11 protein-coding genes are annotated in these 16,568 nt (G+C 46.9%); 10 read left to right on the forward strand and 1 reads right to left on the reverse strand.

Going from position 1 to position 16,568, the window contains the following annotated elements:
• Positions 1-36 precede the first annotated feature (36 nt).
• The 8 genes from ADIS_RS02565 to ADIS_RS23320 all read left to right on the forward strand — a co-directional run bounded on the left by ADIS_RS02565 (position 37) and on the right by ADIS_RS23320 (position 14,754).
• Positions 37-948: a phosphoenolpyruvate carboxykinase (ATP) gene (locus ADIS_RS02565; protein WP_010852722.1), complete on the forward strand. Its 912-nt coding sequence runs from the start codon at positions 37-39 to the stop codon at positions 946-948.
• Between the two features lie 380 nt (positions 949-1,328).
• Complete coding sequence (locus ADIS_RS02570; RefSeq protein WP_010852723.1) at positions 1,329-3,269, forward strand: nucleoside-diphosphate sugar epimerase/dehydratase; 1,941 nt, start codon at positions 1,329-1,331, stop codon at positions 3,267-3,269.
• 202 nt (positions 3,270-3,471) lie between these two features.
• Complete coding sequence (locus ADIS_RS02580; protein ID WP_035804399.1) at positions 3,472-5,613, forward strand: hypothetical protein; 2,142 nt, start codon at positions 3,472-3,474, stop codon at positions 5,611-5,613.
• A gap of 10 nt (positions 5,614-5,623) precedes the next feature.
• Complete coding sequence (locus tag ADIS_RS02585; RefSeq protein ID WP_010852725.1) at positions 5,624-7,348, forward strand: FAD-dependent oxidoreductase; 1,725 nt, start codon at positions 5,624-5,626, stop codon at positions 7,346-7,348.
• A gap of 284 nt (positions 7,349-7,632) precedes the next feature.
• Complete coding sequence (locus ADIS_RS02590; RefSeq protein WP_035804401.1) at positions 7,633-8,883, forward strand: serpin family protein; 1,251 nt, start codon at positions 7,633-7,635, stop codon at positions 8,881-8,883.
• Between the two features lie 86 nt (positions 8,884-8,969).
• Positions 8,970-9,194, forward strand: a complete 225-nt coding sequence (locus ADIS_RS22875) for a hypothetical protein (RefSeq protein ID WP_010852727.1) — start codon at positions 8,970-8,972, stop codon at positions 9,192-9,194.
• Positions 9,195-9,959: 765 nt separating this feature from the next.
• The gene (locus tag ADIS_RS02600) at positions 9,960-11,225 is read left to right on the forward strand and encodes a Gfo/Idh/MocA family oxidoreductase (protein ID WP_010852729.1); all 1,266 of its coding nucleotides are present in this window, start codon (positions 9,960-9,962) and stop codon (positions 11,223-11,225) included.
• A 127-nt stretch (positions 11,226-11,352) separates the two neighbouring features.
• Entirely contained in the window at positions 11,353-14,754 is a 3,402-nt protein-coding gene (locus ADIS_RS23320) for a DUF1080 domain-containing protein (RefSeq protein WP_010852730.1), read from the forward strand.
• Between the two features lie 162 nt (positions 14,755-14,916).
• Here ADIS_RS23320 and ADIS_RS02610 read toward each other — a convergent pair whose 3' ends face one another.
• Positions 14,917-15,840: a DUF3078 domain-containing protein gene (locus ADIS_RS02610; RefSeq protein WP_081634853.1), complete on the reverse strand. Its 924-nt coding sequence runs from the start codon at positions 15,838-15,840 to the stop codon at positions 14,917-14,919.
• 147 nt (positions 15,841-15,987) lie between these two features.
• On the opposite strand from ADIS_RS02610, the gene ADIS_RS02615 reads away from it, so the two are divergent.
• The gene (locus ADIS_RS02615; RefSeq protein ID WP_010852733.1) at positions 15,988-16,263 is read left to right on the forward strand and encodes a YidH family protein; all 276 of its coding nucleotides are present in this window, start codon (positions 15,988-15,990) and stop codon (positions 16,261-16,263) included.
• A gap of 69 nt (positions 16,264-16,332) precedes the next feature.
• Positions 16,333-16,542, forward strand: coding sequence for a hypothetical protein (locus ADIS_RS02620; protein WP_010852734.1), 210 nt, complete (start codon positions 16,333-16,335; stop codon positions 16,540-16,542).
• Positions 16,543-16,568: the final 26 nt, after the last annotated feature.

The raw sequence follows: 16,568 nt of genomic DNA on the forward strand, positions 1-16,568 counted from the left end.
TCCAGGTCGAGTTGTTTAGTTGAAAGAGAGTATTTTATGACTTATTTATACACGGCATTTGGATTAGTGATCGAGTCCGATATTTTCCTTATGGGGATGCTCATCTACGATGGGGCAAAGCCCGTGGACACTGTTTCTATTCGGTTGGTTTCCCCAACTGATGGGTTTACATTGAAATCTGAAAAAAAGGGAGATTTTCTAGATGCCGAAATAGGTGAAGGGGAAGTGCTTTATAAGGTTGAAGGTACGGCCCATTACTTAATACGGGAGGGGAGGGAAATACTTGTTCGTCCTTTTACTGGTGATCAACGCTTGTTGGGAGGATATATCTATGGGCGTTGCATGACGGTTATTTTGTTCCAGCGTAATTTATTTCCGTTTCATTCATCCGCCGTGGTGGATAGCAGGGATAAGCTTTGGATGATCGTCGGACGGTCCCATGCAGGGAAGTCATCCACTGCGTTGATGCTTTCAGAACGTGGTTTAAAGTTTTTTTCGGATGACATGGTACTCCTTCGGCCGGAGGACGGTATGGTCATGGCATCTCCGACCTATCCGGTGGCGGGCATCCGTCGACGTACCATGGAGTACCAGCATACATTTACGGAAAGCGACGGGATGCCCGCTATTACCGAAGAGGGCAGAACCAATGTTTTTTTTCACAATCGGTTTGTGAATCAATCGAAACAGTTGGCGGGCGTTTTGCATATCAGGAAATTTGGAGAAGAAATACGCTTTGAAAAGATTTCGTCGGTTCAAGGAATGGCGGTTCTTAAGGCTAACATCAACATGCATAATTGGCTTCTATACCTAGACAAGGAAAGGGAATTGTTCAGATTACTTTCCATTGTTTGTAGGCAAGTGCCTTTTTGGTCGGTCGTCCGTCCCGTATCTACGGCTACCTATGAATCGCTGGCCGGAAGAATTCATAAGGAGATTATCCGGTAGGAGCAAAGTCATAACCGATTAAAGGCAAAGGTGCCGCCCTGTAGATGCTTACAACGCCGATTTTACTCGTATAGAAAATGGTGTTATTGAATTATTAGTTATTGCTAAATCAATGAATGTTTGAAACAAATGGATTTAGGGGTAGGGGGTAAAAAAAAATATCTTTTTTTTAACTCTAAAAAATTCTTAATTTCAACATGTTTGAGTTACTTTGTGATTGTAACAGCCAAATAACCAAAACGTATCTGATTAAATGTTTGCGCCGTCGCGTCGCATGTGTTGTTGAGAGACATCGGGTGTTTTCGGTTGTAATGTACAGAGCGGATTGGTATTCGAAATAGCAATTATTAGGAAAACGGTCAGTACTTAAATTTATTTTTATGGTTCAGGTAGCAGCGAAAGTTTTGAGGTCAGTCAACATTGTCCCCCGTTTTGCCATTGTGTTTATCGACGCCTTTGTGCTATTGATGGCGGCAATGGCGGCGTTTTTCGTGCGGTCCAACTTCGAAAGTAACCAGTTGTTGGATATGCAGTTTCTGAGAGGATCCCTGTTTTATTGTTTTGTGGGCGTTGCTGTAATGTATTTCACAAAGATATATAACGTAATCGTTCGTTTTTCGGGGATTAGAGACGGTATCCGGTTGTTCCAGACGCTGGCCATACAGTTTTTGTTGATAGCCATTGCCAACGTAGCGATTGATCACTATACTGGCCTTGGGTATATGGTTCCGGTATCTGTATTGGTTATCGCGACCATGATTTCCTTCATCACACTCTTCTCGTATAAACTGGCCGTAAAGGATTTTTTGTATCGGCTTAAGGATAGTCAGCAAGAAAAGCCGGTTCGCAGGGTGTTGATTTTTGGGGCAGGGGATGCAGGTGTGCTTACCCACGAGGCCATTCGAAAGGACAACCTGTATAAATACATCAACTGCGGCTTTTTGGATGACGATCCCCGGAAGAAAGGAAAATATGTACAGAGCATCAAGATCCTTGGCGGCATGGAGGTGTTGGATGAGGTGATCGAAAAATATCAGCCTGATGAATTGATTGTGGCTGCGCTTGATATCGGGTACGATCGGAAAAAGGAAATCATGGAGGAAGCCCTGGACAAGGGTCTCAAGGTATACACTATTCCTCCGGTAAATCAATGGGTCAGTGGGGAACTGGAAACCAACTCCATCCGAAAGATCAATATCGAGGATCTTTTGGGCAGAAAGAGTATTAAGCTGAAAAATGAATTGGTCAGTGAGGAACTACGAGGAAAAGTAGTACTTGTGAGTGGAGCAGCCGGCTCAATAGGGAAAGAGTTGACCAAGCAGATTTCTAGGGCAGAGCCCAAGAAGTTGTTGATTCTCGATATGGCTGAATCCGCTCTGTATGACGTTGAAAATATGTTGAAGCGTTGCGCTCCAGAGGTGGATGTAGAGGTGCTTTTGGCCGATGTCAGGCGACGTCCTATGGTGGAAGAGATTTTTGATCAGTTTAGGCCTGAATACGTTTTTCACGCGGCAGCATACAAGCATGTACCCATGATGGAAAAGTATCCTAAGGAAGCTTTTATGGCAAATGTTTGGGGCACCAAAAACATGGCCGATGCTGCGCTGAAATACAAGACAAGGAAGTTTGTGATGGTCTCAACGGATAAGGCGGTGAACCCCACCAATGTAATGGGGGCTTCGAAGCGTATGGCTGAGATGTATATCCAGTCACTTAACCAACGCCTGTGCCTTGAACAGCCTGGAGAGCACCCCCTGTACATTACCACGCGGTTTGGAAATGTGCTGGGATCTAATGGTTCGGTAATACCACTCTTTACCCAACAGATCGAAGAAGGAGGGCCTGTTACGGTTACCGATCCGGAAATGACGCGCTACTTCATGACCATTCCGGAAGCATGCGAACTGGTGTTGGAAGCAGGTGTGATGGGCGATGGCGGAGAAATCTACGTTTTTGACATGGGCAAGCCGGTAAAGATTGTTGATTTAGCCAAGAAGTTGATCCACCTTAGTGGTAAGAAGCTTGGGGTAGACATAGATATCAAATACGTTGGGTTAAGAGAAGGTGAAAAGATGTATGAGGAGCTGCTCAACAACGGAGAATCCACCCACAATTTTAAAAAGCATGAAAAGATTTTTATTGCCAATGTGCTGCCCGGCAACTTTGATGAAATAGACACTTGTATTTCTCGGTGCAAAGAGTTGACAGAAGCGAATACTGATTGGAACCTTGTGCAGGAAATGAAACGAATGGTGCCTGAATACATCAGCGCCAGCTCTCGATTTGAAGCACTTGATAAAAAGTTTGTAGATGAAAAGTAGGCCATTGCCGCTCTTACTGCATTGAATTAAGTACTTTTCGTTCCATAGATTTTTGCTTTAATGGTATCCCTTTTGCCAGTAAGTCGATTCCAATCTTTTTGACGAAGGTAGTTTTGCCTGGATCGAGCAGCCCTTCAGGAAATTGTGATTTTACGATCAAATCCGTATTTTGTCGTCTTATTACTATATCCAAGTTCCTGTTATGCCTCATATTTTCAACCGTTTGAGCAGATTGTGTATTCTTGTTTTTTCTCTTCTCAATTGGCAATGTGTCGAAAAAGGCAAAATCATTCACTATGTAGGCTCTGGCTCTTCCGATTTGGTGGTTTGGTTAGCCGGAGAGGACTTTCAGATGGTCTCCCATGAGAATCCCATCACCGCTGCCGAAAGAGCAATCACTGGTGCAGTGCTTTTCGTGTTGGCGTCTGCCTATCCAGAAAGCCCAACTGTCGTCACTCCTGAGTTTTACGACCTAGTTCGTGAGAAAAAACTAAAACTGTACGTAGAGTATCCGGATTTTGTACCAGGGATCAAGTTGGAGGCTAAGCCTATGCAGACACGCCTTGAAAGGGGTGTTATCTCCTCGTCCTTTTTTCGACCGGCGTTGGATTCCCTTCGGATACTGGGGTTGAACGATTGCCACTTGATACCTTCTGACGCTAGTGACCCATTGATTGTTTTGGCCAAAGTCGCAGGTTTTGATCGAGCCTCCTATGGGCTTGGGGGCGTGCCAAATTATCCGTTATTGGCAAAGACAGAGTTTGGGTTTGTTTCGTTTACCAAATTATCCGATTTTGGGAAGGGGCGTTTTGGCCCCGAGGATCATATGAGGGCCTTGTTTTCCGGTTTGATGAAGGAGTTGACCGGTAGGGACAGCTATCGATTTGTTACTTGGCCACGGTTTTTACAGCCTACCTTGAAAGAGACCGATGAAGTCTCCCTCGAAGCCAAACGTAAGAGTGTTAAGGAAGGGGTTGAGTGGTTTTACAGAGGAAGGTTTTTTATTCATTCAGATTGGAGGGAAAGGTGGCTTGATTATCAAAGCGACGGGTTGAATCCGGTGGGCCCTCCTGTGCCGCAATCAGCCCCCGTTGGTGATGGTACCCTTGGTCTACTGGAGGGGCACTCCTCTAATATATACTTCGACGGATCCCAGCAATATAGGTATTGGATACGGGCAGATGTGCAAGGAGAAGCAGCTTTTGCTCTGGCGTCGGCTGCCAGTTTGGATGAATCAGACCGATACAAGGTTCATGCGGTAAATTTAGTTGACTACCTGTTTCGGGAGAATCTGAGATCAGGGCCGAGAAGTCACCCCGATTCAGCCGCCTATGGGCTAATCGGCTGGTCTCATACACACCCTCATGTGTATTACGGAGATGACAATGCGCGGGCCATTCTAGGAATTTTGGGAGCTTCGGCTTATTTGAGTTTATCGAAATGGGATAAGGAGATGGTAGAGGCGATTTTGGCGAATTTCCGGACCACGGGCCGTTCTGGGTTTCGTTCAAACCGATTGGAAAACAAGGATCTACACCGAAACGGCTGGAGATATTACTGGGAGCGTGACCTTGTAAACCCCGCACCACATTTTGAATCATGGATGTGGGCCTTGTACCTCTGGCTTTACGATAAAACGGGGTTCAAGCCGCTGCTCGAAACGTCCAAAATTGCGATAAGGACCACGATGGAGGGATACCCGGATGAATGGCGTTGGACGAATGGTATACAGCAAGAAAGGGCCCGCATGATCTTGCCTCTTGCTTGGCTGGTGCGTGTGGAGGATACCCCGGAGCACCGTGAATGGCTTGACCAGATTGTGGGTAAGTTGCTAGAGAATCAGGTGGCATCCGGTGCCATCAGGGAGGAACTGGGAGGAGAAGGAAAGGGAAGGTATGGTCGAACCAAATCAAACGAAGAGTATGGTCTTCACGAGGCACCTTTGATTTTCGAAAATGGTGACCCTGTTGCCGATATGCTTTATACGAGCAACTTTGCGTTTTTCAGCCTTAATGAAGCCGCCCACGCCACTGGGAATCCGCGGTATTTTGAGGCAGTGGGCAAACTTTCCGATTTTCTCACCCGTATTCAGGTGAAGAGTGATCGTTTTCCAGATCTTGACGGCGCGTGGTTTCGTGCGTTTGATTATCAGCGTTGGGACTTTTGGGCGTCCAATGCCGATGTGGGCTGGGGTGCGTGGGGTACCCTGACGGGTTGGACGCAAAGTTGGATTGTTGCAACCCAAGTTATGGTAGTGCAGAACCAAAGCTATTGGGAACTGACGTCGGAGTCTGGCGTTGCAGCTCCCTTCGATGACGTTTCGCAAACGATGTTCACGAAATAATTAAATATAGATGAATAGAAGAAATTTTATCGGAAACCTTGCCCTTGGGGGGGGTATGTTGGGGTCTTCGTCCCTAGTTGCATTTGGCTCATCATCCTATTTGGTGCCACAGGTAGCCAAAAAGGTTCAGGTGGGTTCGGAAGCTCTGACGGCTGATTTGGTTATCGCCGGAGGGGGCTTGGGGGGATGTGCAGCCGCTTTTGCAGCATTAAGAAACGGACTGACGGTAATTTTGACGGAGGAAACCGATTGGGTAGGGGGGCAGATCACCCAACAGGGTGTGCCGCCAGACGAACACCAATGGATCGAAACACACGGTGCGCCTCAGCTTTATCGCGACTTTAGAAAACAGGTTCGGGAATATTATCGAAGGCTGTATCCGCTGACCAAGTTTGCCGGTATGAAAGAGTTTTTGAATCCGGGAGATGGATCGGTGTCCAGGCTTTGTCATGAACCTAGGGTAGCATTGGCCGTGCTTCAGGATATGATGGCTCCCTACCTTAGCAGCAGGCAGCTCGTTTTGATGCTGGAACATAAGGCTACTGGGGCCCATATGAACGGAAAAAAGGTAAAAGCCCTTCAGGTCAGGAATTTGCGATCCGGCAAGGTATATTCGCTGGAAGCGCCCTATTTTGTAGATGCGACCGAACTGGGTGATTTATTGCCCATGACCAATACTGTGTACGTGACGGGATCTGAGTCCAAATCGCAGACAAGGGAATTGCACGCCGCTGATAAGGCAGATCCTACCAATAACCAGGCATTTACCGTTTGCTTTGCCATGGATTACGTTCCGGGTGAAAACCATGTAATTCAAAAACCCAGAGAATATGATTTTTGGAAGAACCACACCCCACCCTTAAATCCACCCTGGTCCGGAAAAATTCTTGATCTGAGTTATTCCAATCCAAGGGATTTAAGCCCGAAGGCCTTGGGCTTTCACCCCGAGGGCTTGCCCACTGGCGATAGTCTGAACCTTTGGCTCTACAGAAGGATCATCAATAAGACAAATTTCGTGGAAGGGCACTATCCGGGGGATATTACCATAGTCAACTGGCCCCAAAACGACTATATGCTTGGCAACATCGTGGATGTGGATGAGGCTACTTTTGATCACCATGTAGAAAAAGGCAAACAGCTTAGCCTTTCGCTCCTATATTGGCTACAGACCGAAGCACCAAGGCCCGACGGGGGATTGGGTTGGCAGGGGCTGCGATTACGAGGTGATGTGATGGGGACTGAAGATGGGTTGGCCAAATATCCCTATGTTCGCGAGGCCCGCCGGATCAACGCGCTGTTCACCGTGCTGGAGGAGCATGTTGGCGCAGAAAACAGAAAGATGGTGATGAAGGGAGAGGGACCTGTTAAGGCACCGGATTTCTTCGATAGTGTTGGAGTAGGCTATTATCACATTGACCTGCACCCTAGTAGCGGAGGAGATAATTACATCGATTTTGGATCCCTGCCTTTTCAGATTCCCTTGGGTGCACTGATTCCCCAGGAAACCGAAAACCTCCTGCCCGCAAATAAAAATATAGGTACCACACATATCACCAATGGCTGTTACCGACTGCATCCGGTGGAGTGGAGTATAGGTGAGGCAGTGGGCATGTTGGGAGCGTTTTGTTTGGCAACAGGTGAACGGCCGCTAGCTGTGCGGGAAAACCGATCCAAGCTTGCCGATTTTCAGCAGTTTATCAGAACTCAGGGCATTGAAACCCATTGGCCGGGATAGCGGCATCGCCAGTAAAGCTATAGCCCTTTGGAGTTTCGATACGCCAAAGGGCTTTTTTGTTTTTCTAGCGTAATGTCATGGTTTCTTTAGGGTCAGTACCGGCTAGGCACGTGCTTTCAGTATTTTGTACAGTAGTCCCTAGGTGAGGGGCATATTTCATCGAATGCTGTGGGAGGGGGGGATTTGGCATTCAATCTTTTTTTAAAAAAAAGTGGAGGTAAGTGTAGCAATCAACGTCCGATTTCCGTCTATGAGGTAGTCAATAACCCTTAATTTATCTATAGATGAAGCGATTTGTTTATGTTATCACCGGACTACTGGGAGGCCTCCTTTTGGGCTGCACGGATGGCAGCGAGCCGGAATCACCTCTGATGCCAAATATCCGTACCCTTCAGGCCTATGAGCGGCAAATGGTGGATGCTAGTTCCCTATTTGCCTTGGACCTGTTCAGAGAATTGCAGGAGGATGATCTTTCCAACCAATTTTTTAGCCCCTACAGCATTCATCAAGCACTAAGTATGGCGATGAATGGAAACCGGGATGAAATATTGAGGGAATACTTGGATGTGCTCCGTTTTGGCGATATGAGTCTGGCGAATGCCAATAGGGCGGCAAAGGAGCTTACCGAGTTTCTGCTACAGGTCGATCCAAAAGTGAGGATGTCCATTGCAAACGCCATCTGGTTCAGGGAGGGGTTACGTCTGAATACTTCTTTTAGGGATCAGCTAGCAACCTACTATGCGGCAGAGATCGCCTCTCTTAATATGGGAAGTCCGCAGGCCAAAGATATTATCAATCAGTGGATAGAAAACAAAACCAACGGGATAATAAAGGGCATGTTGGATTATGTTCCGGCGGATGCGGTTATGTACTTGGTAAACGCCATTTATTTTAAAGGAGACTGGAAGTATCAGTTTCCTGCCAGAAATACGACGAAAGCCTCCTTCCAACTGAATCAAACTAGCCAAGTAGAGGTGGACATGATGTCCTTGGATACAGGAGCAGAAATTCTCTTTTTTCAGGACGGTGATGTGACCTACCTGGAGATCCCTTACAGTACGGGGCAGTATTCGATGGGGGTGCTGGTTAGTGAGGATTTTTCGTTGGGAAATTTGGCATCCAACCTGACACTTGAACAACTAGAAAGTTTTAGGTCAAGTGCATTTCCGCGTGCTATCCAGCTCTCTTTTCCAAAATTCAAAATGCGGCAGAAACAAGAAGAGCTTGTAAATGCGCTGTCTGGAATGGGGCTGACGACGCCTTTCACCTCCCATCCAGACAATTTTTCTGAGCTATTTGAAGGTCTTTCCGGAAACCTACAGCTTAGTCGAGTGATCCATGATGCATTTATAGAAGTGGATGAAAAGGGGACGGAGGCCGCTGCTGCAACAATCGCTGAGGTAGTGCTGACCTCCCTTCCGACAGGCCCCGTAACTTATCGAGTAGATAAGCCCTTTATGTTTTTTATTCAGGAAGCGCACAGTGGTGCCATTCTATTTATGGGCAAAATCGCTGACCCTTCCAAAGACAGCTAACTGAGTTTAGTTTTTTGGGTGAATGGCCTGTTGTTTGTTGGGTTTACCTACAAACAATAGGCTTTTTTACGTAAAGCGATACTGCCATGATACACTGTACCCGATCAGCGATTGCACTTGTGGTCATTTGTTTGACGATAGTAGGGAATGTTTTTGCCCAGATGCAGCCAGATATTCCCCAACCTAGGGGGCCTGTTAATCTTCGTGAGACCTCCAATTTGGTGCTGTTCATTATTTTGCCTGCTTTGGTGCTTATCGGTTACTTTTTTTGGAGGAGGGCCATGAAAAGGCGTGAAAATAAGGGTGAGTAAAGTGGATTAGAATCGCTAGTACAGTGGAAACTAAGCAATGCTTTCCCAAATTGGAAAGAGCTGGTGGATGCCTCAAAGACAGAGTGAGCTGCTGGTACGGCGGCAAGCTTCTCCGAGCTTTGGACGGTGCGTTCAGCTTGGATTCCCGTTTCCCCGGTAATAAAGATTTCAGGACTATCGCCCTCACTGTCCCCCCCCCTCTCCGGATACTGATTTCGTTTTCCATATTTACTGCCAGCGTCCTTTTGGTTATTGAAAGCAAAAACCGACAAGATTCCCTATAGTTTTCCCCTCAGCATTTTCCACATTGCCTACAATCGTCCCGTACGACTATCCAGAAGCTGTTTCACAGCGATCTGTAGAACCTGTATTCCTTCCGGAAAATAGCCAAGATACATACCCGAAACCATCCACTCTATGAATGGTTGGATACTAAGTCTTTTCCTGGATGCCTGGAAGACTGGCAGTATAAAAAGGACTGCCCTTCTAGGAGAGCCTCCTTTTTTTGATAAAAATACCAAGTTAACCCATGTCCTCTTTTTTAAAAAAATCGCCAAAGGCAGTTGGGTACTGACCAGTTGAATAAAAAGTTTTTAGAACCCGCCCCATAATTTGGTAATCCTTTATCAGGGAGATATATTCACACAATTAACGTGGTTTGGATCTTGGTAGTCTACCTATAGTTCGAAACCGAAGTTTAGAGCCATCCTTATGCCGCCCCAGCGGTCTAGGTTGGTTTTTTGTGCTTATTATAACCCTTAGAAAATGAATAAAAAAGCAAATGAATCCAGAAGGCGCTTTGTCAAAGGCTCACTTTTGGCGTTGGGAGGGATTTCGATTGTTCCTCGACACGTGCTGGGTAGGGGCTACCTGGCACCCAGCGACCACCTTACGAAAGGCATCATAGGGGTTGGAGGAATGGGTAGAGGGCATTTTAATTATGCGGGGACCAAAGTAGTTGCCATCTGTGATGTGGATACCCGGCATATCCAACGGTCTTTGGAAACGTTGGGCACGGGTGTCAAAACTTTTGAGGATTACCGGGAACTTATTCGCCTACCGGAGGTCGACATCGTTCATATCGCAACTCCCCCTCATTGGCATGGTATCATGGCCATAGATGCGGCTCGACAAGGTAAGGATATATGGTGCGAGAAGCCAATGACCAGGACGATTGGAGAGGGAAAGCGGGTTGTGGAAGCGGTCACGACGCATGGAAATGTATTTAGGCTTAACACCTGGTTTCGGTTCGATGCCAATTTTTACGGCATGAATACCGAAGTAAAGAATATTAAGAAGCTGGTGGATTCCGGGATGCTTGGATGGCCGCTTAAGGTGACGGTGGGAAGGCTTACCGGATTTGATTGGAAGTTTTACTGGGTAGGACGAACCAATCTTCAACCGGAAACACCGCCGAAAGAGTTAAATTATGATAAGTGGCTGGGACCGGCTCCCTATAAGCCCTACCATGCTCACCGTACTCACGGAACGTTCCGAGGGTACTGGGATTACGATGGCGGAGGGCTGGGTGATATGGGCCAGCATTACCTGGATCCAATCCAATATTTTTTAGGAAAAGACGAAACGAGCCCTGTAAAGGTGGAGATTGATGCCCCTCAGCAGCACCCGGATGCAGTGGGTACTTGGCGCAAGATCACCTATACCTATGAAGATGGATGCCAGATTATTCTCGACGGCGAGGGAACGATCGAATCTCCTTATATTTCTGGCCCCAAGGGAAATTTGTACCGGGGTTTTGAGTGCGATATCCCTGACTTTAAGCGAAAGCTTGCCCAGTTTCCGGATCCGGCCCCACAGGTGACGGATTTTTTGGAGGCTGTAAAGACCCGCAAAAAATTTGCGCTGAACGAAGAAAACGGACATCGCTCCTGTACGATGGTCAATATGGGATTGATAGCGTTGCGTTTGGGACGAAATCTTCAGTTCAATCCGGTAAAGCAGGAGTTCATCAACGACCCTGCTGCCAACCGGCTGATTGATCAGCCCATGAGAGCACCTTACACTGTATAAGTTTTCACCATTCATGCCAGTCAAGAGTAAAACATGGATATTGGAAGTCCCAATGGGAAAAGAACCTACGCAGTAGGGTTAATTACGCGGGGCATGCCAGGTATCCAATGAAAAATACATACAACAGATGAATATAACGAAAAAAACCGTACTGCTTAGCTGCCTGTTTTTATTGAACAGTGTGGTATCAATGGCGCAGACAGGCAGACAGGACGCCAGGACACTAGATACCAAAATCGCCGATTTATTGAATCGATTCCCCTCCCAAAATGCGTCGGCCCATGAAGGTCTAATGGAGCAAATGGGGGGGCTGGGGCAGGAAGGGCTTTTACAAATGGCACTCATGCTGTCGCCCACAGCCAATAACGAAAATTTAGCCTATGCATTGGCGGGCTTTGCATCCTATGCGAGCCACCCATCGAAGCATGATTATGCCAGAATAGCTATCCAGGCTTATGGAAAGGCCTTGGATAGGCTGGATTATCCAGAGGGAAAAGATTTTCTTCTCACACAGTTGAAGTGGATGGGCAAGGAAGACGCGGCTCCCTTTGTCGAGCCATTGCTGCATGATCCCTATCATTCCGCCAAAGCCTCCCAGGTGCTGGAAAGCATAGGTTCAAGCTCCTCCGAACAGGCACTATTGTTGGCATTGCGCACATCGACCGATGAAGCCCAAAAAGTCAACTTTATCCAAGCACTTGGTGGAATTGGTAGTGGTTTGGCATTGGCGGATCTCAATCCCTATGCTGCTTCCACTAACCAAGATCTTAAAAAAGTGTCGCTTTACGCATTGGGGGAGATCGCTGACCCAAAGAGTGCAAAGGTTTTGGCCCGTGCGGCAAAATCAGCGGATTGGGGTTATGAACCCACAAATGCTACCGCCACTTACCTTCGGTATGTTTCCAGATTGGCAGACAAAGGGTACTCGAAAACAGCGTTAAAGCTGGCAAAGGGTCTTCATAAATCCGCAGCAAAAGCTGGCCAACCCCATACGCAGGGCGGAGCGCTCGCTTTATTGGCCATGCTGGAGCCTTCCAAAGCACCTAAGTTATTGGCCGCTGCTGTTCTATCGAACAACGCGCAGTACCGCGGTATTGCCTTAAGCCAAGTACTAAAATCCGGGTTGAGCACTGATATGGCTTTTTGGAGGCAGCTGCTTTCAGGCGCGTCTCCTGATGCCCAAGTCGCCATTATTGGTGCCTTGGGGCGGGTAAGGGGAGCGGAAACCGTTGCCTTAATCAAGCCTTTCCTTGGCGTCGATAATCCCAGTGTGCGCGCTGCGGCAATTGATGCGGCAGTGTTAGCAGGCGGAGATCTTGTGTTGGATGATTTGCTTGCCCAGGTGAATCAGGCCGATGAACCGACGTTGATCCGTATTCAGGAAGCATTGAAAACCATGCCTGGAACCCGCGTTACACCCGAAATTGCGAAAGCAATCCCAAATGCGAATGCACCGGCAAAAGTGGTATTGATAGAGGTACTTTCGGCGCGTTCAGCGGAGGATCATATGGAAGTCGTTTTGAATGAGGTACGGGACAGCGATCCAGCAGTCAAAAACGCCGCTTTTAGATCCCTGAGTTCCTTGGCGAATGCCGGTCATGCGGATCAATTGCTTGGACTATTGCGCTCCTATCAAGATGCGCGGCAGCTGGATTGGATTCAGCAGGCACTGGTGTCCTCCGTAACCCGAATGAACAACCAACGTGAACAAACGAGCTGGGTAGTACAAAGCCTTCGGGGGCTAGATGAAAGCAAACAGCTGTACTTATACGAAGTTTTGGGACAAACGGGTGGTGATGCGGCCATGACCCAACTTGGATTCATCTACCGCGATGGTGGGGCAGCGCAAAAGCTGGCAGTCATTAGGGCATTGAATAATTCAAAAGATAGCCAAGCACCCACAATGCTGTTGGAAATAGCCAGAGCTGCCTCCGGTGAATTGAAAGAGGAAGCACTTGTAGGCTTTGTGCGTTTGATTCCTAACCAGTCTTGGAGCCCTGAAAATAAAGTGATCCACCTCCGGAATGCCCTGGAACTCACCGGTGCCGACCAGACCAAGTCCCAGGCAATTAGAGCGTTGGGACAGTATCCGACGTTCCAATCCCTCGTTACTGTTGGTAATTTCCTGGATACCCCGGCGCAGCAGCAGGATGCAGCCAGGGCGGTGATGAATATTGTTGGCCAAACTGATTCGTTTTATGGAGAGTTAGTGAGGAAATTAGTGGAAAAAACCAGGGATGTAATCAGCGGACAGGATAGCCAATATTATAAAACCTCCCTACAGAAGTTTCTGGATGAAATGCCTTCTGGCGTGGGGTACTACCCACTTTTTAACGGAGTAGACCTGGAGGGATGGCAAGGGGTTTTTTCCAATCCCATCAAGCGGTTCCAACTCGACAAAAGAACCTACGACCGGGAACAGGCAAAGGCCAACGAGCAAATGCGTCAGGGTTGGGAAGCAAAGGATGGCCTGTTGGTATTCAAGGGCAAGGGTGAGAACATAGGCACGATCAAGCACTATGGCGATTTTGAAATGTTGGTGGATTGGAAGATCACGCCTGATGGAGATGCGGGTATTTACCTCCGCGGTACCCCTCAAGTTCAGATTTGGGATATTGCCAGGACGAACGTAGGTGCTGAGGTGGGCTCAGGTGGCCTATATAATAATACAAAGCACGAGAGCAAGCCCAAAAAAGTCGCTGATAACCCGGTTGGGGAATGGAATACCTTTTACATTAAGATGGTAGGGGAAAACGTGACCGTCCTCCTGAACGGTGAACTGGTAGTGGATAACGTCACCTTGGAAAACTATTGGGATCGAACCCAGTCATTGTTCCCAAAAGAGATGATCGAACTACAGGCGCATGGTACCTATGTGGCCTATAGGGATCTCTATATCCGTGAATTGGACGGATCGGAGCCCTTTGTTCTTAGCGAAGAAGAAGCTTCGGCGGGTTTTGAGGTGCTCTTTGACGGAACAAATTTGGATAAATGGACGGGTAACAAAACCGACTACGTAGTAGAAAATGGTTACATTGCCATCTATCCAGACCGCGGTGGAAGCGGAAATCTTTTTACCGAGAGAGAGTATGGTGATTTTGAGTTTCGGTTTGAATTCAAGCTTACTCCAGGGGCAAATAATGGCTTGGGAATACGTGCCCCATTGACAGGCGACGCTGCCTACCAAGGGATGGAGCTTCAAATTTTGGACAACACGGCAGATATTTATCGAAACCTCAAGGATTACCAGTTTCACGGATCACTTTATGGAATCGCTGCGGCCAAAAAGGGCGCATTGAAGCTGGTTGGAGAATGGAACTATCAGGAAGTGGTGGTCAAGGGTAACAAAATTCAGGTGACGCTAAATGGTACGGTCATTCTGGATGTGGATATTTCCGACGCCAAAGAAAATGGAACCATCGACGGAAGGGAGCATCCAGGATTGTTTAGGGAGCGGGGGCATATTGGATTTCTCGGCCATGGAGATGTGGTCTATTTCCGAAATATCCGCGTTTTGGATTTGGAATGATAGAGCAAATAAAATAGTTGATTTAAATAAAAAAGCAGGAGAACATCTCCTGCTTTTTATTTTTGAAAACTAAACCAACTATTATTTAACTACCATAATATTGGCAAATTTAATCATAAAATGGAATTTTCAAAATCAAATCGAAAAAAGGTGAGCGAATGGCTATTTTTTGTTATTCACCTTGTACAAAATGCCAAGTGCCAAGGCCTGGCTGACTTGAATGCCCGGATCTTGGTCAAAATCATATAGGCTGATTGCCGTAAGGGTTACGTTGATGAATTGGGTGATTTTGGCTGTCAGGGTGACGTCGAGCCGGTGGTCTATGGTTTTCATGCTCAGGGTTTCGTAGTTCGCAAACATCATGTAGCGGGTCTTTAGGTTGAAGTTTTCGCTGATGTCCTTGTTATAATTAGCGAAGATTTGCATGGCGAGCCACTCGATCCGGGTCGTTTCACCTGCCGGAACGCCATAGTTGCTTGGTACCGCCAGAATGATGTCGGGATTATTGACAAAGGTAAACCTGGGCGAAAAAGGGCCGATCCGTAGGTTGAACTCGTTGTTTGGTCTGTATTCAAAACCAAGGGAGGACGTCAAAAAGCCAGGAGCCATGAAGTCGGAAATCAGTGTTTGGGATTCGTTGGGTCCATACTCAAACCCCTCCGTGAATTGGCTAAGAAAGTTGAGTGAGAAAAAAGCACCCCAGTTTGACGACATTCTGTACCCCACTTTAGAGTCAAAGAACATTCGGTCGTTTGATTTTCGGGTTGACTGTCCCTCATTTTTCACAATGCCGTAAAGAAATTCGATTTCATTATCCCAAGAAAGCCGGTCTTTTTTGTACATGGCTTTTGCGGCAATGATACTTCCCAACGCTACGGAGTTGATACCCCCCGCTTTCCAGTTGTCGCTGAAACTTGCTTGATTAAAGTTAATGCCCCCGCTAAATTCCGACACCCAATAGGTGGTGTCTTTTTTCGCTTCCTCTGATAGCACATCTACCGCATCGGCCAAGTCGTTAATTTGAGCGAGCAGAGGGGTTAGCAGGTTAAGGAAAAGGAGATTTGAGAGTAATAGCAATGTTCTCATGGTATTAAAATTAGGGTTAGACTATGGTTTATTCCGAATGAATGCTTTTCCCAAAAAGGAAACGCGAACAAAATGAAGCAGCGAATTTACCGTATTTATATGGAATGATTTTTTTTAGGTGGTTGTTAAATGAAAAAAACGCAATTTGTGGAAGGAAACAAAGAAGAACCATTGATTGTTCGGGATTTTTTGGCCCGACAAAGGACCAAGCTTGCAAATGACCGGACGCTGTTAGCCTATATTCGTACCAGCCTATATTTTTTGGTGTCTGGAGTTGCATTGATAAAGGTCGAAGACCTTGAAAACGTCCGTGAATTTGGTTATCTGTCCTTTTTAATCAGTGTTCTATTGGTGGCCCTTGGGTTCCTAAATTATTTCCGTCTCCGTAGAAAACTACGAGATGGACAGTATAATTCCATGTAATTATATTTCCATTGTTTTTGGCTTGGTAAGCTTTTTGATCTAAGTAGGTAGAACCAATTAGAATTTACCATGAAGATTTTTGGAATTATCTTAATTGCCATTGGCGTGATTATGTTTGTAGTCACCGGTATTTCGTATACTACCGAAGAAACCATCATTGATGCGGGCCCCATAGAGGTAAGCGCAGATAAGGAAAACGAGGTCAATTGGCCTCCTTATGCCGGGGGTGTTGCCGTTTTGGCCGGACTCCTGGTAGTGGCAATGGCACGGAAAAAATAGCGGTTATGCCGCTATTTTTTGCTTCA

It is taken from the genome of Lunatimonas lonarensis, assembly GCF_000390185.1.
Lineage (GTDB): Bacteria > Bacteroidota > Bacteroidia > Cytophagales > Cyclobacteriaceae > Lunatimonas > Lunatimonas lonarensis.